This is a genomic window from Enterococcus sp. BWB1-3 (genome assembly GCF_016745275.1).
In the GTDB taxonomy this organism is placed as follows: Bacteria; Bacillota; Bacilli; order Lactobacillales; family Enterococcaceae; genus Enterococcus_L.
Genome location: NZ_JADOEP010000024.1, coordinates 1 through 25,009, shown reverse-complemented (window position 1 = coordinate 25,009; position 25,009 = coordinate 1). Strand labels below are relative to the sequence as shown.

The 25,009-nt window shown below is 38.0% G+C and carries 18 protein-coding genes; 4 read left to right on the top strand and 14 right to left on the bottom strand.

What is annotated here, in order from left to right; translation table 11 throughout:
• Positions 1-83: 83 nt before the first annotated feature.
• Complete coding sequence (locus tag IW492_RS14320) at positions 84-1,688, bottom strand: hypothetical protein (RefSeq protein WP_202068416.1); 1,605 nt, start codon at positions 1,686-1,688, stop codon at positions 84-86.
• A 526-nt stretch (positions 1,689-2,214) separates the two neighbouring features.
• Here IW492_RS14320 and IW492_RS18550 point away from each other — a divergent pair.
• Positions 2,215-2,640, top strand: a complete 426-nt coding sequence (locus IW492_RS18550) for a restriction endonuclease subunit S (RefSeq protein ID WP_330928182.1) — start codon at positions 2,215-2,217, stop codon at positions 2,638-2,640.
• A 438-nt stretch (positions 2,641-3,078) separates the two neighbouring features.
• Here IW492_RS18550 and IW492_RS14310 read toward each other — a convergent pair whose 3' ends face one another.
• The 12 genes from IW492_RS14310 to IW492_RS14255 all read right to left on the bottom strand — a co-directional run bounded on the left by IW492_RS14310 (position 3,079) and on the right by IW492_RS14255 (position 19,801).
• Positions 3,079-3,795 (bottom strand): Fic family protein, encoded by a 717-nt coding sequence (locus tag IW492_RS14310; RefSeq protein ID WP_202068414.1) that lies wholly within the window; start codon positions 3,793-3,795, stop codon positions 3,079-3,081.
• Between the two features lie 342 nt (positions 3,796-4,137).
• Complete coding sequence (locus tag IW492_RS14305; protein ID WP_202068412.1) at positions 4,138-5,628, bottom strand: hypothetical protein; 1,491 nt, start codon at positions 5,626-5,628, stop codon at positions 4,138-4,140.
• Between the two features lie 87 nt (positions 5,629-5,715).
• On the bottom strand, positions 5,716-5,916 hold the full coding sequence (locus IW492_RS14300) for a hypothetical protein (protein WP_202068410.1): 201 nt from the start codon (positions 5,914-5,916) through the stop codon (positions 5,716-5,718).
• 81 nt (positions 5,917-5,997) lie between these two features.
• Positions 5,998-6,585 (bottom strand): hypothetical protein, encoded by a 588-nt coding sequence (locus IW492_RS14295; protein ID WP_202068408.1) that lies wholly within the window; start codon positions 6,583-6,585, stop codon positions 5,998-6,000.
• Positions 6,586-7,209: 624 nt separating this feature from the next.
• Positions 7,210-8,163 (bottom strand): LacI family DNA-binding transcriptional regulator, encoded by a 954-nt coding sequence (locus IW492_RS14290; RefSeq protein WP_202068406.1) that lies wholly within the window; start codon positions 8,161-8,163, stop codon positions 7,210-7,212.
• 84 nt (positions 8,164-8,247) lie between these two features.
• Entirely contained in the window at positions 8,248-9,900 is a 1,653-nt protein-coding gene (locus IW492_RS14285; RefSeq protein WP_202068404.1) for a glycoside hydrolase family 13 protein, read from the bottom strand.
• A 14-nt stretch (positions 9,901-9,914) separates the two neighbouring features.
• Positions 9,915-11,585, bottom strand: coding sequence for a glycoside hydrolase family 13 protein (locus IW492_RS14280; protein ID WP_202068403.1), 1,671 nt, complete (start codon positions 11,583-11,585; stop codon positions 9,915-9,917).
• Between the two features lie 947 nt (positions 11,586-12,532).
• On the bottom strand, positions 12,533-14,827 hold the full coding sequence (locus IW492_RS14275; protein WP_202068402.1) for a glycoside hydrolase family 65 protein: 2,295 nt from the start codon (positions 14,825-14,827) through the stop codon (positions 12,533-12,535).
• Between the two features lie 26 nt (positions 14,828-14,853).
• Complete coding sequence (locus IW492_RS14270) at positions 14,854-15,678, bottom strand: carbohydrate ABC transporter permease (RefSeq protein ID WP_202068401.1); 825 nt, start codon at positions 15,676-15,678, stop codon at positions 14,854-14,856.
• Complete coding sequence (locus IW492_RS14265) at positions 15,678-16,541, bottom strand: carbohydrate ABC transporter permease (protein ID WP_229441993.1); 864 nt, start codon at positions 16,539-16,541, stop codon at positions 15,678-15,680. Before IW492_RS14265 ends, IW492_RS14270 begins: the two co-directional genes overlap by 1 nt.
• A gap of 356 nt (positions 16,542-16,897) precedes the next feature.
• Positions 16,898-18,208 carry an ABC transporter substrate-binding protein gene (locus tag IW492_RS14260; protein WP_202068399.1) on the bottom strand — a complete coding sequence of 437 codons (1,311 nt, stop codon included), beginning with the start codon at positions 18,206-18,208 and terminating at the stop codon, positions 16,898-16,900.
• A 732-nt stretch (positions 18,209-18,940) separates the two neighbouring features.
• Positions 18,941-19,801: a DegV family protein gene (locus tag IW492_RS14255; protein ID WP_202068398.1), complete on the bottom strand. Its 861-nt coding sequence runs from the start codon at positions 19,799-19,801 to the stop codon at positions 18,941-18,943.
• A gap of 1,034 nt (positions 19,802-20,835) precedes the next feature.
• Between IW492_RS14255 and IW492_RS14250 the strand changes: the two genes are divergently transcribed.
• Positions 20,836-22,251, top strand: a complete 1,416-nt coding sequence (locus IW492_RS14250) for a gluconokinase (RefSeq protein ID WP_202068396.1) — start codon at positions 20,836-20,838, stop codon at positions 22,249-22,251.
• A gap of 364 nt (positions 22,252-22,615) precedes the next feature.
• Positions 22,616-24,037 carry a helix-turn-helix domain-containing protein gene (locus IW492_RS14245; protein ID WP_202068394.1) on the top strand — a complete coding sequence of 474 codons (1,422 nt, stop codon included), beginning with the start codon at positions 22,616-22,618 and terminating at the stop codon, positions 24,035-24,037.
• A gap of 104 nt (positions 24,038-24,141) precedes the next feature.
• Here IW492_RS14245 and IW492_RS14240 read toward each other — a convergent pair whose 3' ends face one another.
• Entirely contained in the window at positions 24,142-24,513 is a 372-nt protein-coding gene (locus IW492_RS14240; protein ID WP_202068392.1) for a DUF7006 family protein, read from the bottom strand.
• A 205-nt stretch (positions 24,514-24,718) separates the two neighbouring features.
• Here IW492_RS14240 and IW492_RS14235 point away from each other — a divergent pair.
• A partial coding sequence (locus IW492_RS14235; protein ID WP_202068390.1) for a hypothetical protein occupies positions 24,719-25,009 on the top strand: 291 nt, incomplete at its 3' end.

The window sequence follows — 25,009 nt, the reverse complement described above, 5'->3', positions numbered from 1 at the left end:
ATTCTCCAAGATTTTATTGCACAGCCGTTCAAAGAGGCAGCACCAAACCTTTAGTTCACTACTGCCTCTTTGTTTAATCTCTCTTAATCTGCTTCAACTTTTACAATACCCATTGTCCTGCCATTTTCGTCAAACACTTCTGTTTTACCGTTTGAATGAACGATCATCACCCGGCGTTCTCCTATCAACAGCTGCTCATCTTCTGACCCTTTGTATAGAAGTGCACCATCAATATTGGTGTAAATAACCTCTGATGTATTATTGTTTTCATTTAGGCGTTCAATTACAAAAATATTTTTGATCTGATTAATACTAATAACTATTCCGTCTTCAATTGGGAAAAGTATCTTCCCCTTTTTATCAAGCAGCCCTTCATCATATTCTTCATTGGCGACAACGGAAAGTCCATTCTTAGTAAAAGGACCGATCTCAATAATCTCTTCTTCTGCGGCCTCCTCCTGTGAAAGAAGCTCTTTCCCCGTTGAAGTGATTAAGGCTGGCGATTCATCATTATAATTTTTTCTGACTGACAGCAGATCCTGGCCCAGATAACTTGGTTTAGATATTTCTTTATTCTTTATGGTTGAGAGAATCGTCAGCTTTTCATCAATCATACCATATGTTTCTTTCCCATCATTTAAAAATACTGCTATCGCTCTCCCATCCGGGTTAAATCCATAAATATTATGAATTTCTTTCTCGCTCAATTTTAAGCTGCTGGCTGCTATTTTACCAGTCTCATCAATAATCACCGCTTCATCTTCCAGTGTTCGAGCGGAAGCATAACCGTTGGAGCTGAAATTGCTTATATAATGAAACAGAAGTTTATTTCCTTCTTCATCTCTGACAATTTTCCCTTCTCGATCAATTATTCCATCCATTCCCTCAACAGTCGAATAGAGAGCAACCGGTGCAGCCCCATATGAATTAATAAAATTTATTCCTTCTTTTTTTACTTCTTCGGGCGATAGGATTAATCCTTTCTCAGAGTGGAAAATACCAAACTCCTCTTTATTTATACGAGCAGCTACTACATTTATATGCTCGTTAAATGTATCAAGCAAAACCACATCATCAAACTTTTTGCCTAACAGTTCGCCTTCTATATTAAAAACCCCCTGCTTTCCATCAGCAAATGAAGCCGTCATAAAATAATTATTCTTACTTGTTAACGTTTCGAGTCCGCTGAGTCTTCCAGGCTCAATGATATTCTTTCCATCTTTACTAATAAGTCCATAGTTTCCAGTTTCCCTATTATAATAAGAGCTGTAATTTGATTCCACAAAAGAGGTTTCATCCATCGAAAATTCTTCTGTCCTTATTCGCCATTCATTTTTTGTATTAAAATAAAATCCTGTGTAGTCCCCTCTGGAACACTTAAACCAGCTGCTGTTTGGAAGACTTTCAATCATTTTTACTCTTTCTGTCTCAGCATCAAGAACGATTTCCCCGTTTTCATCCATCAATCCCATAAAACCATCTGAATGATACACAAGAAATTCATCCTTCAGCTCCTGATCAGATGTCTTTATCTTGGTTTCCATTGCTCCCTGACTATTTCTGCCAGATCGGCTCTCACTCTCTTCATATTTAAAAAGCCAGAGTCCGCTCACCGCAGCCAGTGTTAATCCGGTAATCACTGTCCCGGAAAGAATCAGTTTTTTATACAGCTTCCATACCTTCCTCATAAGTCACGCATCCTTTTTATAATATCTATACCTTCCGATGTTTGAATCACAGCAGTCCTTGTCTTCCAGATTTATTTCTCTCTCCCATTTCCCCACTTTTCTCAAATTATATTATAACAATATTTCATTAGAAAAATCTCTCGAATTTTCATTTTTTTCTAAACAAATGAGAAACTTTCTTGAAACATAAAAAGCCTGCTGGCGGACTCTTTGGGAAGATGACCGGGCAGGACTAATATTTTTCTGGAGCAACTATCATTTGTAATAAAAAAACAAGTTATTTGAATAAGGTGTCGTGGAGTTTTTTTAAGATGGATAAATTCCATTTAATATCCTACAGAAAAGAATTAGTTACTGAATTCCATTACCGTCTTTATTTCTGGCAATTAATTTTTTCATATGATTTTGTTATTCAGAAAAAAATTTTTCGATGCATGGGAACTGCATGAGTCATCTAGCCTGATGTCATTTTCAAATAGTATTAATGCCCCAAAAGAGAATTATGGTAAAGGTCATAAGATGATATATCCTTGATGATCAGCCTATAAAGTATGAATATATTCGAAATTCTGTTCAAGTTGATGCAAAAATTGAAGCAAAAAATAAAATTGAGTATGGAGCTTTAGTCTTCGTTAGGTCATCTGAAGTTCCAGAAGAAGTAAGATGGGCTAAAGCCTATTTAGAGGAAGAATATGCTTTATATAGTGGATTTTCTATTCGAAGGAAGAAGATAAATGAGTTTAATCCACATTTCGTTGAACTTTCATTAAATTCTATCAACAGAAAACAAATAGAAAAAAAGGCAGGCGGTAGTACCCGTTTTAATGTTAGTCAAACTATTTTGAATAGCTTAGAGCTACTGATGCCGAAAATTGAAGAGCAGAATAAAATTGATAAATTCTTTAAACAACTTGATAATACTGTCGTTCTTCATCAGTATGAGTATTTATAGCATGATTGTATCATGAGTAAGTAATTTCTAACAACTTCCTTTTGTGTTTAATTGATCGAATTTAGAATCTATTATTTCATTTTAAAATATTACCAAACAGGGTACTAATCGTTTATTTATGATAATTAAAAGTATCAATTTCCCCTTGTAATAGATAACATAAATTGATACCAAATAGAATATCTTTTAAAAACTATTATTTCAAAAAAACAACTGGCACATTACCAGTTGTTTTGGGTTATAGGATAGTTATATTGGACTGCTAAGTGATTAGTCAGCTTTTTTCTGTTCAGCATCTTTTTCACTCTTCATTCCTGTACTCTTCTTTTCTGAAAGTAAGTTTGCTTACTCTCTTAATCACTCAATAGCCTCAATAATACAATCTTACCTTACTTATTTGTTTAGACATCTTATGAAGCAGCTATTTATTCACCTACATCAATTAAATCGTTCAATCAATTCCCTGTAATAGTCCTGTTCATTTAATAACGTATCTATCAAATATCCTTGATTTGTTTCATACTCTTGCAGCCCTCTTATATAATAAGCTCGATTTTCATCCCGAACAACCAGTGGTATTCCATCTATCCTTAAAAGTTCTTTATACAATAATAAACGCCCTATTCGACCATTTCCATCAGAAAAAGGATGAATTTTTTCAAAATCATAATGAAATTTGGCTATTGATTTTCCTTCATCTTTGATATCTTTGTACTTTTTAAAATAAGTCGTCATTTCTTTCTCAACATCTTCTACTGAGGTCGTTTGAGCAGCATTTAAGCTTCCTATTTGATTATTAAATCTCTTATACTCGCCAGTGCTGAATAATTCACTGCCTTCCTGGCTGGTATTCTGCTTTAACAGTCTATGTAAATGCTTAACAAAATCATGAGTTAATGATTCGTTTACATGTACTAAAATATAATCAAACGCTTTAAAATGATTTAATGTTTCCAAAATATCATCTGTTTTTATTGGTTTACTGCCATCAGGGAAAAAAGTTCCACTATCAAAAATTTGTTTGGTTTGTGACTCTGAAAGCTGACTTCCTTCCATATGATTGGAATTATAGGCAAATAAAATCTGTGTCCAATAATACAGACCCCCAGAAAAATTTCCACCTTTTTCCTGTGTCAATCGTGCTCTTAAGTTCACTTTTGCCGCCTCCTAAAATTCCTCTATTTCTTATTTAGTACTACATTCTGCTTTTCAAAGTATACTTTTCTTTTTTGATTGGTTAACTAATACTTTTTTTCTTCCATAATAAATTATCAAAGGTCACATATTAACCCATACCTCTCAGCTTTCACTATTCGATTATCAAAATTTTTTCCATTATCACTTAGTAAAATTCTCAAAATCACTCGAAAGAAACCTTTCCACTATTATAATAGCACTCATTCTATTTTAGCATGAAAATAAAAGAACTGAATGATACAGTTTTCTTTGCTGAATCTCTGCCATCTCAGTTCTTTCTCTCACGTTTTATACTTGCTCTCACCCCAAAAAACGCTCTACCTTCAATTCTTCAAAATCTTCTCCAAGTCTCTTCAACTGCTCTTCCTCATTTTCTGTGAACTGCACAAAAAATCTTCGGTTCCACTCCTGATGCCAGAGATTGATCCGAATAATGATCTCTCTTCGGACATCGTCATTCAGACTTTGCGGATATAAGGTAAATAAATCGATCAAATACTCTTTACGTGTATCTCCTGTCATCACTTTAATCACACTAATTTGATGTTTTTCCAGATCGGTTTGATTAAATATAACAAACAGTTTTTCTTTCACTGTCGGAGTAAAATGTGAAACGAGTAATTCTACTGCTTTTTTGTGAACATATCTGGAAATATCCATAATTCCCAGATACAGCAACGGCAGCTGCTCTTCTTCTGACAGACAAACTGACCAGTTTATTACAGCTGACCGCAGCTTTTTCCTGGCATCATGTATCAACGGTACCAGCAACTCCTTATCACTTCGGTTCTGAAGCATGCTCAATCCTTGGACGGCTATAACAGGTTCCTTTGAAAGCTTCTCCAAATAGAAGCTGCGAATATTGATATCTGGAAAATATTTGCTTATGTAATCTTTCGCCAGATAGCGTATACTGGTAACGGAATCCATCAATTTTGGAAGCATTGCTTCTTCCCACTCAAGATGATTATAGCACCATTCACATGCTAGCTTTCTGATGATTGTTTGCGGATGTTCCATTAGTTCCCTGACCCGAATCTCTGCATCAACGGTTTGCTTCATCAATTCTCGGAAGGTCCTGCCCAGTGTTAATTTATCCTTTTTCAGAAGCCCATTTTCCATGCTCTTTTCTTTAAGTACTCCATCAGATAAATAGCTCAGCTCGAAAGCATAACGATAAATGAATGGATCTTCGCTTTGCTGCGCACTCAACAATACTTCCGGCTTTTCAAGAAGCAATTGATTTAGATATTTTTTTATTGCTTCATTTTCCATCTGCTTTAGTCCGGACAGTCGCTGAATGAATGGTAAGCTGAAAATCAACTCTTCATCAGTTGTCTGCTCAGCTGTTTGCAGGATCATCGCCTTCGCCATGCTTCGAATTTCCGGAATATGATCGTTTAGAGAAAGCAGACAAACAATCATTTTTCTTCTTACAGGCTGCATATACAATTTGCTTAGAGCAAATTCTCTAATATAGCCATTTGGATGGCCAGCCAGCCAACACCAAACTTCCGGAGGCATATCGCCAACTTTGTTAAGTTTTCTTTCATTCAAATCACTCCAATTCCAATCCTGCGACTTTTTTGAATAAAAGTACTGAAACTTTCGTAATTCTTTATAGGTTATTAAAAATTCTCTAGGAGTTAAACATTCGATATAGTCTTGAAAAATCCCCACATACTTTTCTTTATGTGCCAAGTCTAAAAACAGTTTATTGTAATAATATTTAATTTCCCCTGCACTCGAGATTGTTCTCGTCTGTTGACCGAATTCTTTAAGTATCGCCATCCTTTTTCCTCATTTCCATACAACATTTTTTATTTTCTATAAGCAAAATAACGCAATCTCATAGTCTTATTCTGCCATTGTTCTTACCTATTCAGCTTTCCTGGAATAATATTCCGTCAATTTATGATTCCCAGAACAGCAATCAAAGTACACCATTTTTCCACACGCTTTTCCCTGTTCCTTTGCACAACGGAACAGATGATCAATAGACTGCTTCCCCTGATAAAGAGGATGAATCACTATTTTTTCCAGATAAAAGACTGCTTCAGAAAGTTCATAGCTCTCCATATCTTCGCACTCAGTCAAAACCATGTCGCCAATAATTTCACGCTCAGATACTAATAAAAATTCCTGACATATTCTTCTCCCTTACCAGATAATGATTTTTTCATCCACAATTAGTTTACCGGTCTCAGTATCTGTTGCTTTAATCACGATTACAGCAGGAATAAAACTTCTCCCTTTATACTCTGGCTGGCAGTTAAAAGAAATCTTTGTCCCGTTTCTTAGAAGACCTTCTAAAAGAGTATCAAATGAATCCTTGATCTTAGCTATACCAACCGGAACAAAGACAGTATTTTCAATGCCTGTGCTGCCTCCAAAGCGTTCATCAATCAGGTACAGCGATTCTAAATTTCCCGCTCTTGCCTCTTCTAACGCTTTATCCATAGATGTAATAGATGAAAAATCTGGTTTATTTAAATAATCTTCACCTAACACTTTATTCTGTTCTTTCTGCATTGCTTTCTGATCTATTATATTCTTCAATGCCTGTACCAGTTTTGTCATCTCTATTTTTGGAAGATTCGGAAAGTTCTCAGCGAAATTATGTAAAGCAGCTGCTTCGATTTCACGCTTCACTGCGGGTATCTTTTTATCCACTGCCTTTTGTTGCCCAGTTGAAGGTTTTAAACTAACCTCTTCTTCTCTGCCAAATAGCTTCTTAAAAAAGTTCACTTCTTTTCCTCCGTTCATTGTTTAATTTACTGAGAGAATTCCTCTTTTTACAAGTCTTCTTTTTCTAATTTTATCACAGACACTCAGAAGTTCGTTCGATTTTTTTCCAAGCAAGAAAGCTGTTGATATAAATCCCACGGCTCTTGGCAGTCCGGACATTAATCTACTCTATTGCTGTTAAATAAGAACAGTCTAGTAAAAGAAAATTCTCCTATCAAGAAATGATAGGAGTTATGTTTGAGTTAGTGAACAACAAAAAGATCGGATGGTCAAGAGTTTTTTCAGTACCAAAGGAAAATTGGGAGTTAACAGCTGTTTTCAAGAACAAGTACAGCTGATTTGACTCGATTCAGCAATGGCATCGGACAATCGCTTTTCACAGCTAAGCAGCTTGCGGCTCACTGCCCGAATGATTGAACATGGCGATTCTTACAATTGTATTTTATAGAAGAATAATCCCTGGACGTAATACCCGTCTAAAAGAATCTACAGCTTAATTTACGTATTCTAAAAGTTCCATCATATTTATTCTCTTTCATCAATAAAAAAGGGATACTTTTCATTAATGAACAAGAAAAACAGCAGCTTCAATCAATCAGCTGCTGTTCTGTTTCATTCTCTGTTCTATTTCCTCTTTGTCGAATCTCTGATAATCAGTTCAGGTAGAAAGCGTCTGTATCCCTGGCTCTGACCATCTTCTTCAATCTTTTTAATCAGCATCTCTCCGCAGACTTCACCCATTTTCACAATCGATTGTTTTGCTGTGGTCAGCTTGGGCGAGCTGACCTGATCCAGAAAAACACCATCGAAACCAATAATACCAAAATCATGTGGTATTTTCCCGCCGCTGTTGGCGATTCCCCGCTCGATTCCGATTGCCAGCCGATCTGAACTGCAAATAAAGCAGGTATTAGGCGAAAAAGTCTCCCAGTACGCTTCAATAAACAGCTGACTTAGGGTTGATCGATTATTGAAACGCTCAATTCTGGCAGCTTTATTATTTAGCTCCATTGTTTTCAGATATCCCTGTTCCCTTGATTGTTCGAAGGACTCATCCACATCAATTCCAATATAAATGATTTCATCATAGCCGCAGGCAATCGCATAGTTGGTCGTCATTTCTGTTCCATACTGATTGTCGCTGTCTACATAATCATAGCCCTGACTGTTTTCGCCAAAGAGAACTACAGGTTTTTCCAGTGTACGAATCCAGTCAAAATCATTTGCCCGAAATCCCGTAATAATGTAACCATCGCAGGTGCCGGTATCAAAACCATCCTTTGTAACGAGCTGTAAAGAGTAATGCGCTTTTCCAACCGATCGTGCAATTCCCATCAGCAGATTCATATAATAGGGCTCTGTTGTATCAATTTCTTCCAAAATAAACAGTTTAATAATCTGAGAACGATTTTTCACAAGAGCCTTGGCCGCAATGTTTGGATGATAATCCACTTCCTTCATTGCATGATAAACCAGTTCCTTCAGTTCATCCGTCACTTGTTCCGGATGATTGATTACTCTTGAAACTGTCATTTTTGAAACATTTGCCAATTTTGCCACATCAGAAAGTGTTGCCATTTACTCACCTCGCCCTTCATAGCCTGCTGCGCTGTCTTCTGTGCCAAAAGCACTGCCCTTTGATTATACATGAAAAACAGTTTTTTAAACACGTACAACCCACGCATCATAAGGCTTTAATTGTATAGATGATGAAGCAAATGAGACAGAAGAAGAGTTGCTGATTATAAGCTCCTGAACTGTATCTTTTAGCTCAAATGTATGTGACTGACTGGAGAAATTCGCCGCAATCAGCCAGCGCTCTCCTTTATATTCTCTGTAATAAGCAAATACCTCAGCTTTTGTTGTATTAACCAGCTCGTAATCTCCCCAGACAATCAGCGGATGTTCTTTCCTAAGCTGAATCAGCTTTTGATAGGTATAAAAAATAGAATCCGGATTCTCCAATGCTTTTTCTGCATTAATTTCGTGGTAGTTTTCATTCACCGGCAGCCAAGGAGTTCCTTCGGTAAATCCTGCATTCTTTGAATCATCCCATTGCATCGGTGTCCGGGCATTATCTCTGCCTTTAACGTTAATGGAATGAATAAGTTTCTCCTCTGAATGCCCTGCAGCAAGCCGTTCATTATACATATTGACACTCTCAATGTCTTCCACTTCCTCAATCGAAGTAATCGGACGATTAGTCATGCCCAGTTCTTCTCCCTGATAAATATAAGGTGTTCCCTTCATCATGTGAAGCAGAATCGCAAACATTTTCCCGCTCTTCTCACGATAGTCCCGGTCATTTCCCCATCTTGAAATGATTCTTGGCAAGTCATGATTATTCCAAAAAAGACTGTTCCAGCCCTGACTGCCTAAAGACGTCTGCCATTTGGACAATACTTCTTTTAGTTTCTCAACAGACAGCGGCTGCAGGTCCCATTTATCTTTTCCTTCCTGCTGATCCAGACCCATATGTTCAAACTGAAAAATCATGGATAATTCCTGACGTTTCGGATCAGAATACAGTTTAGCAATTTCAGGTGTTGCTCCCCAGGTTTCGCCTACTGTCATCACATCATATTTTCCAAATGATGCCTGATTCATCTCCCGTAAATAAGTGTGAAGCTTTGGTCCATTCGCTGTCAGCATGTCATCCGGCAGCTTGCCGATCAGGTCAATCACGTCCATTCTAAAACCGCCAATGCCTTTTTCCAGCCAAAAATTCATCATTGCATATACATCTTTACGAACAGCTTGATTTTCCCAATTTAAATCCGGCTGTCTTTTACTGAACAGATGCAGATAATATTGACCGGTTTCTTCATCTAACTGCCAGGCACTGCCGCTGAAAATGGATCTCAGCTCATTTGGTTCTTTTCCTTCAACCGGATCACGCCAAATATAATAATCGCGGTAAGGATTATTTTTTGATTTTCTCGCTTCCACAAACCATCGGTGCTCGTCAGAGGTATGATTGACAACCAAGTCCATAATAATCTTGATGCCGACCTCTTCTGCTTTTTGAATCAGTTCCTCCATATCAGCCATTGTACCAAACTCCGTCATAATTTCCTGATAGTCACTGATATCATAACCGTTATCATCATTTGGCGACTGATACACCGGGGAAAGCCAGATGGCTGTAATCCCCAATTTTGCCAAATAATCAATCCGCTGAATAATGCCCTGAATGTCACCAATGCCATCCCCGTTGCTGTCCTGAAAGCTCCTTGGATAAATTTGATAAACCACAGCATTTTGCCACCAGTTTCCAGTTGATTCTTCTTGAAGTTCATTATGTTCTTTTATCATTTCCCCACCTGCAATCAATTACTATTTTTTTCATTTATTTTCAATTGATAAAGTCTTGCTTCATAGGGCTGCAGTGTACTTAGTTCAGAAAGCTTTCCAGTCTCGAAATAATTGCCTAAAACCAGCTGCCAGTCTTCCCCCAATTTCTCTAATTGTTTAGAATGTTTATAAGCTGCCCGTTCACCTGAAAGATTCACAATGATTAGAAATACGTCCTCTTCAAGAAGTCGAAGGTATACATATAACTGTTCATCTTCAGGTAACAGCTCTTCAAAGCTGCCATAAATCAATGCCTGATTTTCTTTTCGAAGCTGAATCAGCTGTTGATAAAAATGAAAAACAGAAGTCGTCTCCGTTTGTTCTTGTTCTGCATTAATTGTGGATTTATTTGGGTTTACAGACAACCAAGGTTTGTTTTCTGAGAACCCGCCGTAGTGTGTATCATCCCACTGCATCGGTGTTCGGGCATTATCCCGGGAAGTAGCCCGGATAACTGCCATAGCCTCTTCTTCCGATTTTCCCTTTTTCCGCAGTTCATGATAAAGGTACTTGGAATCCAACGCATCTACCTGCTCAATGCTTTCAAATGGCATATTCGTCATTCCAAGCTCCTGTCCCTGATAAATAAACGGGGTACCCTGCAAAAGCATGTACACCAACGCAAGAGCCTTCGCAGAAATTTCTCTGAGCTCCTTAGAATCGTTACCAAAAGCTGAAACAGAACGGGGAACATCATGATTTTCCATGTACAAAGCGTTCCAGCCTTTGCCGTCCAATGCATATTGCCAGCTTGACAAAGCTTCTTTAAACGCTTTTATATCAAATTCTTCTGACTCTTCCTGCTTCCAAAGTCCAATATGCTCAAATTCAAAGATCATATTGAAATAGCCGTCTTTCCCTGCCCATTTTTCCGCTTCATGTGCACTCACTCCGCTGGCTTCGCCTACAGTCATAATATCGTAACGATCAAATACTTCTTTAAGCTCATTTAAATGACTGTCAATACCTTCAATATTCTGGTATCTTGCTGCAACCTTTGTTTCGTGTGCCGGTAAATCATGAGCGGCTTTCTTTATATGAGAAATCGCATCTACCCGAAATCCGTCAATTCCTTTATCCAGCCACCAACTGATCATTGAAAACAGTTCTTTTCTCACTTCTTCATTTTCCCAGTCCAAATCCGGCTGTTCTTTCGCAAATGCATGAAAGTAATATTGTTCTGTTGTCTCATCATATTCCCAGACAGAGCCGCCGAAAATCGCCTGCCAGTCAGAAGGCGGTCCGCCGTCCACTCCATCTTTCCAAATATAATAGTCTCTGTAAGGATTATCCTTGCCTTTTGCGGACTCTCTAAACCAGTCATGCTGATCAGAGGTATGGTTGATCACCAGATCCATAATTATTTTTAAATCCAGCTGATGCGCTTCTTTCAGCAGCAAGTCAAAATCTGCCATTGTACCAAAATCCGCTAAAATCTCATGGTAGTTGCTGATATCATACCCATTATCTATATTTGGAGAATCATAAACCGGATTAATCCAAATAAAGTTGACACCCAGCTCTTTTAGATAGGGAAGCTTTTCTCGAATACCATTCAAATCGCCAATACCATCCCCATTACTGTCTTTAAAACTTCGAGGATAAATTTGATAACCAACTGCTTCTTTCCACCATTTTTTTTCCATAGTTTCCTCCCTGCTTTGAAGCTTTTTACCTGCATATTCCTTTGGAGTCATCAAGCTTCTGCTGCTATTCCTGAGAATAACGATAGAGAGCGGAACAGAAATAAAGTTCCAAGCTCTCTTCGTATCTCCCCCCCGAATGAACGGCGGGACAAAAGGGACTGTGACATAAGTATGTCCGAGACCCCTAAAACCGAATAAACGGTGTTCCAGTCTTTGTATGATTCGAGCATTCGAAGAAGCGTAGGAGTAAAGCCCCTCCATGCTTCGAGGATCGGAACGAAGTCCTTCAATTCTTAATGGCTTTGCCGTTTAGAAATTGATGAGATCGAAACGAAGTCCTTCAATTCTTAATGGCTTTGCCGTTTAGAAATTGATGAGATCGAAACGAAGTGTAGTGTAGTGAGAACCGTAGACGCAGAAAAACGGATACAGCGTAATGTTTTGTCTCGAGAATCGTTAGACTCGTAGAGACAGCAGTTCTTCTACGTAATGTTTTGTCTCGAGAATCGTTAGACTCGTAGAGACAGCAGTTCTGGAAATAAATCACTACGATTGACTCGTCAGAGTAGATGATGCATGATACCTACCTGGTTCTTGAGACAGAACACTTCTGTCACAACCTCGACGAGTAACCGCAGGAGCAGCTCCTTCACCGGGTAAGTAACAGGACGTCATCTACTCTGCTAAAGCAAGCCTAGTGAAGCCTGTCAACTCTAGTATGTTTCGTACGTAGAAGTTGATGTGATCAAAGTACAGTGTAGTGTCTCAATTCTCAGCTATTCATTCTATGAATAGTATTCCTCAACAATTTTCGGATATTCCTTCTTAATTCTCAGAGCTGATCGCTTTTGTCCCGACCTCAGATCGTTAGAAGCTTTCCTTCCACATAAAGTTGTTCCGCTGCTGTCATAATATAGATACGCATTTCCTGAGCAACTCCGCTCATTTTAGTCAACCGTTTCTTCTTTACGAATCGGGACTGTAATTTTTTCTCTTAAAGTCATTTCTTTTTCATAAATCGACAGACTCAGTTCTTCCCCTTCAACCAATTCCAGCGCAACTGTTTCTGAATTCACTGCGATTGAGATCAGACGTCCGCGGTAGTTAATGGCAAATGAGTAGCCCTGCCACATTTTAGGAAGAAACGGATTAAATGTCAATTGTCCATCGTAGGTGCGCATTCCTGCAAAGCCCTGAACAATTGCCAGCCAGCTGCCGCTCATGGATGTGATGTGAAGCCCATCATCTGTATCGTTATTGTAGTTGTCCAAATCAAGGCGGGCAGTTCGTTTATACAAGTCCACAGCTTTTTCTTCCTGCCCCAGCTCTGCAGCCAGAATTGCATGGACACATGGAGACAGGGAGGATTCATGTACCGTCATTGGTTCATAAAAATTAAAGTTCCGCTCTTTCTCTTCCCTTGTAAACTGATCACCGAAGAAATAAACACCCTGCAGTACATCAGCCTGCTTAATAAAACAGCTGCGCAGAATGCGATCCCATGACCAGTGCTGGTTTAATGGACGCTCTTCAGGTCTTAAGTCTGAAACCGGCATCAAATCTTTATCGAGAAATGTATCATGCTGAACAAATACATCCAGTTCCTCATCATAAGGATAATACATATGGTCAATAATGTCCTGCCATTTTTCCTTTTCATCTGCCGACACATTCAGTTCATGCTTTGATTCAGTATATGCACGGTCAATATTATCCAGCGCATATTTTAAGCACCATGAAGCAATATAGTTGGTAAACCAGTTATTGCTGACATTATTGTCATATTCATTTGGTCCTGTCACTCCATGAATCATATATTTCTGAACACGTTTCGAATAATGAACGCGGTCAGCCCAGAAACGGGCAATATTTACTACGACTTTGATTCCATCTTTTAGTAAATAGGTTTCATCTCCTGTGTAATTGGTATAATCAGCAATCGCATGAACCATTGACCCATTTCGATGAATTTCCTCAAAGGTGATTTCCCATTCATTATGACATTCCACCCCTGTGAAGGTCACCATTGGGTATAAAGCGCCTTTCAGCCCTTGACGCTGCGCATTGATCAGCGCACCATCAAGCTGCTTGTATCGATATTCCAGTAATTTCCGGGTAACCTTCGGCTCAGTAACAGACAGATACATCGGAACGATATATGCTTCCGTATCCCAGTATGTTGCTCCTCCATATTTTTCTCCGGTGAAGCCTTTAGGACCAACATTCAGACGTTCATCTTCTCCGTAGTAAGTGGAAAATAATTGAAAAAGATTAAAACGAATACCCTGCTGCGCTTCATCATCTCCTATAATTTGAACATCTGCTTTATGCCAGCGTTCTTCCCACGCTGCTTCCTGTTTTTCAAGATGCTGATCGAAAGTCTGAGAGAGACCAGCTGTTAAAAGCTCTTTCGCTGCTGTCAGCTGATTTTCTTCTGGAACATCCCTGCTTGTTACGACAGCGATTGTCTTTTCCAATGTAAACATCTGTCCGATATTTCCCGACCAGGTAAACTGATCACCAACCAGCAGTATTTCTGAAACCCTCTGTCCTTCAACAGACTCGCTGACTTTATTTTTCATTACTGTAGTAACAGTAAATCTGGGCACCTCAAATGCATTGGGAATGGTTTCCATCATCAGGTAGTTTATTCCATCCTGATTTTCCCGCTGCTTTTCTTCCCAGAACATTTCGTCATAGTTGCTGTCTTCGTTTCGGACATTTCCATCTACTTTTGAAAAGACACGAATTTCCGGATTTCCTGACAGCACTTCTGCTTTAACACGGACAAAGCCCAGTTCTTTATCAACAATACTGACAAAACGCTCAAAAGAAAAGGCAACCTTATTTTCTGCTTCCTCATAGACAAATGTTCGTTTCAGCAAGCCGTTTTTCATATCCAATTCCATATAGAAGTCTTTTACGTCCTGCTTTGCAAGATCTAATACTGTTCCGTTAATGGTAATATCAACAGTAATAAAATTGACTGCATTAATTACTTTTCCAAAATAGTCCGGATAACCGTTTTTCCACCAGCCAACTCGAGTTTTATCCGGATACCAGATGCCTGCCAGATACAACCCCTGATGTGAATCACCGCTGTATGTTTCTTCAAACATTCCTCGCATGCCCATATAACCATTGCCAATGGATGTCAAGCTTTCCATCAGTCGTTTATTCTCACGATCTAACTGGTTGGTCGCTATTTTCCAAGGATCAATCTCAAATAATCGTTTATACATTTCAGCCCTCCAACTGTCGCCTGTACCTATTTCACAGCACCATCGGCAACTCCTTTAATAATTTGTTTTTGCATGATAAAGTAGAAAATAATTACCGGAAGTATTGCAAGTACCAGACCAGCCAATGCTAGATGCCATTGTTTTGTATATTGTCCGAAGAAGAAAAACATTTTCAACGGAATCGTCTGTGTTGTCGGTGAATTAATAACCAGTGAAGGAAGCAGATAATCGTTCCAAATCCACATTGTATTCAATACAATCACTGTTACAGTCGTTGGCTTCAGCATCGGGAAAATCACTTTCCAAAATACCTGAAATCGGTTGGCTCCATCAATAATCGCCGCCTCATCCAATGCCTTTGGAATACTCTTCAATGCGCCATGGTATAAGAAAATTGACATACTCGCACCAAACCCAAGATACATGAAAATGATACCTGTCTGATTCAACATTTGTGCTTTACCAAATAGTGATACTAATGGAATCATAACAGACTGGAAAGGAACCAGCATTGCCGCCACGAATACCATGAAAATAAATGTACTTAATTTCGTCTGCATCCGCTCCAGTGCATACGCACAAAGGGAAGAGAAAATTACAATCACTGTTACACTTACGACAGTGATCAGAAGAGAATTAAATAAAGTCTTAATAAAGTCCAGCTGACTGAAAGCTTCAGGATAATTTGCCCATGTAAAGTTTTCAGGAATACCAAGCGGATTGGTAAATATTTCCTGTTTTGATTTGAATGAGTTGCTGATCATTAAGTAGAAAGGAATCAGCCAGACCAGTCCCAGACCGATCCCCAGAATCATTCGAAGTATTCTGCTGCTTGATTTTTGTTTTTCCATTATACTTCGACCTCTTTTCTCTTCGTCAGATATACTTGCGCCAATGAAATAACGGCTACAATAATGAAGAAGATTACCGCTTTGGACTGTGCATAGCCCATTTTATTTTCTACAAAGGCGCTGTTATAGATGTTCATAGCCACCATCTGCGTTGAATTGTATGGTCCTCCATTTGTCAAAGACAGGTTTTGATCATACAATTTAAAGCTGTTGGACAGTGTCATGAACAGGCTTACCGTAAAACCGGGCATAATCAACGGGAATTTTACATGCCAGAATTTTTGCCAGGAAGTTGCTCCATCCAGATCTGCTGCTTCCAGCAGAGCATCATCCACATTTTGCAGATAAGAGATATAGATAACCATGATATACCCAGACATCTGCCAGCACATCACAATAATCATCGCCCAAAAACCAGTCTGTGAAGTGGACAGCCATGTTTTAAGTCCTTCATTTCCAATCAGATCACCGATTGCGCTGAATGCATTAATAAAAATAAACTGCCAAATAAATCCAAGAATCAACCCGCCGATAAGGTTTGGCATGAAAAAGACCGTTCTTAATAAGTTCGCACCTTTAAATTTACTGGTCACCAGCATAGCCAGTCCCAGTCCAATCACATTGATTAATACAATCGATACAACAGAAAATCGAACTGTAAACCATATAGCTGACCAAAAGCCACTGTCAGATAATAACTTTTTATAGTTCGCTAAACCAACAAACTCTCCTCTGGCAACTGCATCCCAGTTTGTGAATGAATAATAGACACCATATAAAAACGGAATGACGACCACTATCGTCAATGCCAGCACAACCGGTGCAGCAAATAGATAAAACCACGTTTTCTTTTGATGTTTCATTATGTGTTCCCTCCTCTTATGTAAAAGGGACTGTGACATAAGTATGTCTGATATCCCTAAAACCGAATAAACGGTGTTCTAGAAGCTGTCTCTTCGGAAATAAGTCGAACTATACTGAAAATATGAGTAGCTATTTTCGTATATTCCGACTTACTTCTTGAGACAGAACACTTCTGTCACACCCTCACACAAAGCTTGATTTTCAGTTTTCCAAAACCATTTCTTTTGGAAATAAACTGTATTCTTTTAAACAGCACCTGAAATCAGCTGAATAGTATGGCAGCCTGATTGTCAGTTCTACTGTTCTATTCTGTTCTATTGGTCCTTCTTTAAAACTATATCCCCTTAATACAGTCTTATTCTCTTTCTTCTGCCCATTTATCCTGAGAAACTTTTACTACTTCATCCCATGTTGCTTCTCCGGCAACATATTTTTGAATTTGAGCACCTAGTGTTTGTTCGCCCCAGCCGGCAGGATAGCCCATAAAGACCCAGCCAGTCGTGTTTCCTTCTGTGTAGTATGTGTACACTTCTTTAGAAAGAGGATCAGAAATTTTATCTGTATCATAGCCTGCATATGCTGGCACAAATTTGAACTCTTCCAATACAATTTGTTTTCCTTCATCTGTTGTATACAGATAATCGAGGAAATCTTTCGCTGCCTGAACTTCTTCATCAGAACCATTTGGATTTACACCCCAGTACATTGGTACACCAACTGGAATTGTTCCTTCCGTTACACCATCAATTGGAATTGGCAACAGACCAATATTTTCGTTTGCCAGTTCTTCGTCAAGTTCTGTAATGGTTGGATAAACCCAGTTCCCCTGTTGTGTCATGGCAACTTTTCCATTTGCAAACAGCTGTTCAATTTGTTGAGAGTAATCCAGACTATTTGTCGGCTGTACAGAGTATTTATTAGAGATATCGATATATTTTTTAAATTGATCTCCATAAGTAAACTCCACTTCTTCCGCTTCATACGCCTGCATTACATCATTGTTAAACTCAGCATTTAAAAATGCATTTGACCCGTGCAAGCCTGTAATCCACTGTTCTTTTGCAGCCAAAGCGAATGGCGCTTCAATGCCCAATTCATCCTTTTTAGATTCCAACGTCTTCGCTGCATCTTCTAAATCAGATAAGGTAGAGATGCTTTCTGCATCAATGCCTGCCTTTTCAAAAATTTCTTTATTGTAAAGAACACCATAGCCTTCAATATTGTATGGAAGCCCAAGTACTTTGCCGTCTTTTGTCGCACCAGTCAATGTTCCTTCAAGTGCCTGCTTTGCAGATTCGGTATCGCTTAAATCTGTTAAATTATCCAGCCACATATTTACATCTTCCGGACCACCGATATTGTAGATATCAGGCTCATTACCGGAAGAGAATTTAGATTTCAGTGCAGCACCATAGTCAGAACCGCCGCCAACTGTTTCTATATTGATTTTTACATCCGGATTTTCTTCTTCATACTTTTTTGCCAGAGCTTCAAATTGATCTTTGAACTCTACTTTAAATTGAAAAATATCGATTTCCGTTTTGTCTGATGAGCTATTGCTTGAACTGCCGCTATTATCAGCAGAATTCCCGCATGCTGCCAAACTTAATGCGATTCCCGACGCCAATAAACCTAAACCAATTTTCTTCCAGCTTCTTTTATTCATTTTGGTCCCTCCAAAGTTATTTTCTTAACATCTATATTGTGCAATCGATTTCGTTATTTTGCAAGCGTTTTTATCCTGTTACCGATAACAAGATTATTTCACCCTATAAACACATTCATTCCATACCATTCCCCATTCATTTAAAGTTAAAATCACTGTAATTATGATTGCTAATCTATTTTTATTTTACGCAAACGAATGCAGAAACTTAATATGGGAGATACGGGATTTAAATTAGACTGCGACCGCAAAAAAGACCTCCAAATTTGGAGATCTTCGTTAAATCAGCCGCTCATTTTTATTATCAGGTTCGTTTTATATCAGATTCAACAGCTCTTCATCACCTATCAGCACATTAATCAAATTGCCTACGCCTACCCCAATACCCCTGTCTCTTTACCAAGGTTCGTTTCTGGAATAACGACTCCCAGAGAGCATCACTCACCAGCTGATTGAAGATGAGGGAAGCTTGCGTACGATTCCTAACATGAATATTTTTGACTGTTTACCATCAAGAACTTCACGGACAGAATACATTTTTTCAACACTAATTTTCACTCTTTTGACATACGAAAAGCTCCCAACATAGTAGTCTAGAAATTTTTATTTTTTCTAGTTCCTATTATGTCGGGAGCATATCAAACCTGAATTTCCTTCTCTATCTTTTTCACAGCAGGCAAAAAATCAAAGTACTTCTACAGCTTTATTATTCAACAAAAAATCAAGAGACTTTTATAGATTATTCTCGGAAAAACCGACAATACCAAATGCTCCTGGACCTCCATGACTAGAAACCACACAACCGGTAGGAATCCAATGTACTTTTTTAACCCCCGCCTCTGCTGCCAACCTCTCTGCAGTTTTGCGAATTTCTTCCGACAGACCCTCACTGTATACAAAGGTTAATTCTTCTCTATCTAAATTATACATTTCTATATAATAAGCAAATAATTTTTTCATCGCAAGCATCATGGAACCACGATATTTTTTTGTTGATGTCAGCTTTCCCTCTTTCATTTCAATCAACGGCTTTAAGTTCAACAGTTTTGCACCAAGATATGCAGGGTTGCTGACTCTGCCTCCGGCCTTCAAATACATCAGCGTTTCAGGCATAAAACACATTTGGCAGGTATCAATCAGTTCATTTATTTTATTGATAACTTCATCATACTCCGCTTCCGGATGCGTCTCTATAAATTCAGCGGTTTTAATCACAATCATTGCCTGTCCGGCAGAAACCATTTTTGTATCAATGCTAGTAACATACGGCCGATTCTCCGCAGCAATCTTTGCACTTTGAAAAGACACAGTTGTAATGGAAGAATAAGCCAGATAAAGAATATGCTTATTTGGAAATTCCTGATGAATACGGTCAAAAACTGTTTCAAAATCATTAGAATTACTACCAACTGTTGTCGGCAATTTTCCTGTCTTATCATAATAAGCAAAAACTTCTGAAACCAGGATAGACCCATCATCAAAGAATTCATCACCCATCCCTACATGCATGGGAACTACTCCTATATTATATTTCTCTACATACATCTGGGGGATATCCGCTCCGGATTCTGCTACCAAAACATAATCTTTCATCTTACACTTCCTTACTTCTTTTATTATAGGTTCTCGATTCCGAACAACGATCAAACTTATTTGAATGGCACCCCTATGCTTCAGCAAGAACAGGTTCCAAGGCATGATCTATAATAATGTACGTAATCCTCCTAAGCATACCATATGAAAGGCATTATCGCTTTATATTTTTTGCTTAACAAAAATAAAAAGAACCTGATATATTCCTCTTAATCTTTTTAGACTTCAGTTCTTCTCTACTCTGTCTTCTTTAGAAATATCATTCTAAAAAAGATCTCGCATCAAAACATTCAATGTTCCACAAAATTGAGCGTATGCTTTTATCCAACAAAAAAGTCTTTTATACTGACTCACTGGAAAATTTATCCTAAAATGATGTATGATATAGGTATCTACCTGAAAAAACACTATGGGAATGTACCTTGGCTTGTCAGTGAAAACAACATGAGCAGAAAGAACAATATATAGATGAAAATGGCATCGTAGAGGATAATTCGTATTGAATTCATTTTACAGCAGCTTGCATAGCTTCTGCGGGAAATTGAAGAAGGAATCAACTTTGAAGATTACATACTTTAGCATTTACAGACCATGCTTCTCCAATGAATGCTTTTAAAAAGCGTTATGGACTTCATACGAATCGAATTGGATAACAATTAGACAAAAAGCTTAAAAACAGCACACTGTACAAGCAGCTGATTAATGAACGTGAATTCACACTCGCAGACAACGCTGCTGTAAAATAAGCAAAGCTCAATTTAACTCTGCTTATCTTAAGAGACGTACTCCTTCTCTGATTTAAGCAAAGCGAGGTAATTGGTTTAAGGAGAGTCTTTATCCCATGGAAAAAATCCCTTGAATTCTCCTAAAAGAAGCAACTATTTCAAAGACTGTATAGGTCAAAAGTACTCATACGATGGCTTTATCCTAAAAATTTCTTCAATCACTCTGTAAAGTATAAAAAGTTAAAATCATTAAACTTTTACCACACAGATTGTTTAAAGCACATAACGACCATTGAAAGGAGCAATAAGATGTTACATCAAACAATAGTGACCATTGATGTTGGCACCACCGCAATTAAATTTACTCTCTACCAGAATCACAATCAGATTCTGACAACAGAGCTGCGTATCCAAACTTACACTGAAAAAAGCGGAAAAAAATATCAAAAACCTTTGGAAATACTTGATTTATTGCAGACAGGAATCCACTCCATAATAGAAGAGTATCCTTACCCTATCCATTATATCGCCTTAAGCACCGCAATGCATGGACTGATGCCAGTCTATGAAGACGGGAGCTGCGGGGAACTGCTGATCTGGTCTGATAATCAAGCTGCCGAAACAGCTGCTGCATTTAGAAAGTCAGCACTCAGCCAATCTTTTTATGAAAAAACTGGGACGCCTATCCACTATATGTCCCCTTTCTCAAAACTTTTGTGGTTAAAGGAAACAGAACAGCTGCCGGATAATGTTATTAAATGGATTGGACTAAAAGAACTGGTTTCAAATTTCTTCACGGGTGAATATTACCTTGATTATTCAGCGGCCTCGGCAACAGGGCTGTTTAACAGCCTTGTTCTTGACTGGGATAATGAAATCTTGACCTACCTCTCAATTAGCAGAAGACAGCTGCCTATACTGGTTGATACAAATACAATTTTAGCCCTCTCTGATGAAACAAAAAAAGCGTTGGGACTCTCGCCTCAGACGCAGCTCTTAATTGGTGCAAGCGACGGCTGTTTAGCTGCGTACGCCGGTTATTTGAACACGGAACTCTCAGTTAGTCTTACTTTAGGAACAAGCGGCGCCATCAGAAAGATCACAGCAGACCGAGAGTTAGATTCTGAAGGAAAAACATTTTGCTACTATCTGAAGAAAGGCTTATGGGTTGTAGGCGGTCCGACAAATAATGGAGGAACTGTTTTGGAATGGCTAAGCAAGCTGTTTTTCAATCATCCAACAGCCATTTTTGAGCACCTGGATAGCGCCCTTGAAGCAAGTTCTCCGGGAGCAGAACATTTACTCTTCCTCCCTTATATTAACGGAGAAAGAGCACCTATGTGGGAGCCATTTCTGACAGGCTCCTATCAGGGGATCACAGCACTGCATGGACAAAATGAATTTATCCGTGCTGCCGTCGAAGGACTGCTTTTTAACCTAAAAGCCATTATGGACGCAAGCCCCTTTCCTGATCAGGAAATTTCTATTAATGGCGGTGTTTTTCGACATCCGGCATTAAGTCAGCTTACTGCTGATATTTTAGGCAAAGACTGTCTGCTATCTGCCAATAATGAACCGTGCTTTGGACTTTTAGGACTAATAAATCAGAAGGCTCTTCCACAGTCAGACACTAACTGTCAATATATAAAAAAAGACACTAAAAATGAAAGCCAATATCTCTCCTTTTATCATTCTTTTCTAGAAACAGCAAAAATAAATCGATAAATATTTTAACTCTATTCCAGAGCAGCCCAATGAAGTATTTTTTGGCACTCTGGTTTTTTATTTTTCACTTAATGAACAGATGGGGTTAAAACACTTAATTTCTCTTGAAAATCAAGCAAAAAAACACTATAATTAATGATCGTTAAATACAAAAAATACATTATTTTTTAACATGTATTCAATTAATTTTCTAAGTGGAGCGGTAATCTGAATTGAGTACTACAACGACAAAGAGCTGCAGCTATTTTCTAGTATCTCTGGATTATACTGCATAAATTACCGTCATTTTATTCAGCTTATAGGCTTTTAACAAGAGAATCTTTTGAATCCAATGTCAAATCTAATTTGTCTATGAGGAGAACAAATGATACACACATATCTAGAAAAAAAGTTATTACGAGCCATAGACGTTATCGACCTGCTGTTCGGCAGTGACTATCTTTCTCCTGCAGAACTTTCCAGTAAACTCAATTGCACTATTTTAACTTTAGAGAAAGATATTGCTTATCTCAGAGAAGAGCTGTGCATCCCTGTCACAGAGGATAAAACGGGAAATCTTCGTATCGATCCTTTTATTGCAGGCAATCAGGAGAGGCTTAGCAAGGAAGTCTACTCCCACTCACTATTTTTGCGAAGCCTGAATTTTTATCTCGTTCCCTCTGATAAAAAATATATTGACTTTATTGATGAACATTTTATTTCAGTTTCCAAGGGATATCAATTAAGATCAGATGTGGAGCATTTTCTAAAAAAGATTGGATTACAATTAACTGATAATCATGTCACTGGTGATCTGTCCAGAATCCGTTTTTTAATTTCCGAACTGGATAGACAGTTTGGTGCTGAGCTGTTGGTCTTCGATCCGATTGTTACTCAGAAATCAAATCGGATACTTGATCATTTTGAACTGAATATGGGCATCTGCTTCTCTGAATACGAACGGACTTTCTTTCATTCCTTAATGCAGACAACAGTTGGAGAGGATCTGCCAAAAACTCCATTGATTTTCTCAAAAGAAGCAATTTACTCTATCAGCAAATATACTTGTCCGGAAAACTTTGAAGAGTTCGTGAAACAACAGTTTGAACCGATTTGGCAAGAACGCTTTAATGACGAATACAAATTCACTATACTGGCCTTAATTGTTATTAACACACATATTTTTGATCATACAACAAATAAAGAAATTTTGGCAGCTTACCGTGAAAATCTTATCAGCAATTCCTGTTTTCAAAAACTGCTGAGGCTTTTCACTGAAACATTCTCTGTAGATTATTCGAACGAGGACTGGTTTCTATCTGCTGTATATATTTTTTTAAAAGGCTCAACATTTAACTTACACCCAATGATTTCCATAGAATATTCAAAGCCTAATAAAATTGATCCATACTTTTTTAATCAAATAAAACAAATTGTGGATAAATGGAATGATTGCGGACTAATTATTACGGAAAAACACTTGAATGCCTTATGCTCTCGGCTGAGTCCGTTCATACTGCAAAAGCAAGCAAACACGATTGCACTTATTACAGAAAACAGTTTTGACTACCACATTACAAAACAAGCAATTCAACGGTTTCTTCCGGAAACCATCGAATTTTCAACGTATACTGAATTAACCAGTGAAATTATTGAGAATGATGATGTTGAAAATACATTGTTTATCCTTGATAAACGGGCACCGCTAGCCGGGAGTATTGAGAGTGTTAAACATTTCCTGTTTATTAACTTCCCTCCCGGAATCGAAGAACTTAAGGAAGTGCTGGCCTTTACACTTATAAAATAAAAAAGCAGCTTGGAATAAATGGTTATTTGAAAGATAGCCTTTCAAAAATACTTTTATTCTGTCTGCTCTTTTATCATATTTATTCATAAATATTCTGACTTGCTTCATCCAATTTGAAACAACAATGAATCTTTTTCAAACGGCTTAATCTCAAAGCTGGCCAGTCGATCAAAATGAGTCTTTTTGTATTCTGAATCTGCCAATTCAATTAGTTCTTCACACCTATATTCTTCAATTATTTCTTTGTTCGAAAAAAAGAAGGAAACAATTCGAAGCTTTGCATCAAACTTCATCAGCTGAGGAAGAACTTCATAAAAGTTTTCTCCGTTAATTTGCTGAACTAATTCGTTCGCTTCTTCACGAATCTTTGCAGAATAATCCATCAATTCCCTATATTTTTCTCTATCCTCTTCCTCAAGAATATCCAACGAAAAGCATTTCTCTGAATTCCATAATCCGCACCATATATTTTTCAAGCTCCTACCTCCTCTACCCGCATATGATTTCGGGCAATCTTTATTCTACTTTGGCTCACTGCCTATTTTACCTGTTTTAATTACACTTATTTTCCACATTTATTTTTAGAAAAATAGAAAATAATGGTAAGATTTCACAAATATGTAAGAAAACAAATAAGAGCCTATTTCATCGGAAAAATAATTAACAATTTGAGCTTCAATTATGGTAACAATCGGCTTTCTTTCCTTAATTACTAGTTCTGCTCACATAAGTACTCTAGCAGAAAGGTGGGCGAAAGGCTCTATACTTTATGATGTTGGTGAAAAATCATTGGCATCTTTTTTAGTAAAAATATATGGAAAAGACACCCTGCAATCCTTTAAAATAAAGGGCTCTATAATATCTAGTGTTGGTGGCGTGATTGTCACTGACACTTTTTTCATTTTGAAAAAAAACAGGAAAGACATCTTGAAATCCAGTAGAATTAAAGTCGACAAAAACCAATTCAAAGGA

Coding starts and splice junctions, on each gene's coding strand:
- IW492_RS14320 (WP_202068416.1), bottom strand. CDS start 1,688: ATGAGGAAGGTATGGAAGCTGTATAAAAAACTGATTCTTTCCGGGACA.
- IW492_RS14305 (WP_202068412.1), bottom strand. CDS start 5,628: ATGGCGATACTTAAAGAATTCGGTCAACAGACGAGAACAATCTCGAGT.
- IW492_RS14300 (WP_202068410.1), bottom strand. CDS start 5,916: ATGGAGAGCTATGAACTTTCTGAAGCAGTCTTTTATCTGGAAAAAATA.
- IW492_RS14290 (WP_202068406.1), bottom strand. CDS start 8,163: ATGGCAACACTTTCTGATGTGGCAAAATTGGCAAATGTTTCAAAAATG.
- IW492_RS14285 (WP_202068404.1), bottom strand. CDS start 9,900: ATGATAAAAGAACATAATGAACTTCAAGAAGAATCAACTGGAAACTGG.
- IW492_RS14280 (WP_202068403.1), bottom strand. CDS start 11,585: ATGGAAAAAAAATGGTGGAAAGAAGCAGTTGGTTATCAAATTTATCCT.
- IW492_RS14275 (WP_202068402.1), bottom strand. CDS start 14,827: ATGTATAAACGATTATTTGAGATTGATCCTTGGAAAATAGCGACCAAC.
- IW492_RS14270 (WP_202068401.1), bottom strand. CDS start 15,678: ATGGAAAAACAAAAATCAAGCAGCAGAATACTTCGAATGATTCTGGGG.
- IW492_RS14265 (WP_229441993.1), bottom strand. CDS start 16,541: ATGAAACATCAAAAGAAAACGTGGTTTTATCTATTTGCTGCACCGGTT.
- IW492_RS14260 (WP_202068399.1), bottom strand. CDS start 18,208: ATGAATAAAAGAAGCTGGAAGAAAATTGGTTTAGGTTTATTGGCGTCG.
- IW492_RS14255 (WP_202068398.1), bottom strand. CDS start 19,801: ATGAAAGATTATGTTTTGGTAGCAGAATCCGGAGCGGATATCCCCCAG.
- IW492_RS14250 (WP_202068396.1), top strand. CDS start 20,836: ATGTTACATCAAACAATAGTGACCATTGATGTTGGCACCACCGCAATT.
- IW492_RS14245 (WP_202068394.1), top strand. CDS start 22,616: ATGATACACACATATCTAGAAAAAAAGTTATTACGAGCCATAGACGTT.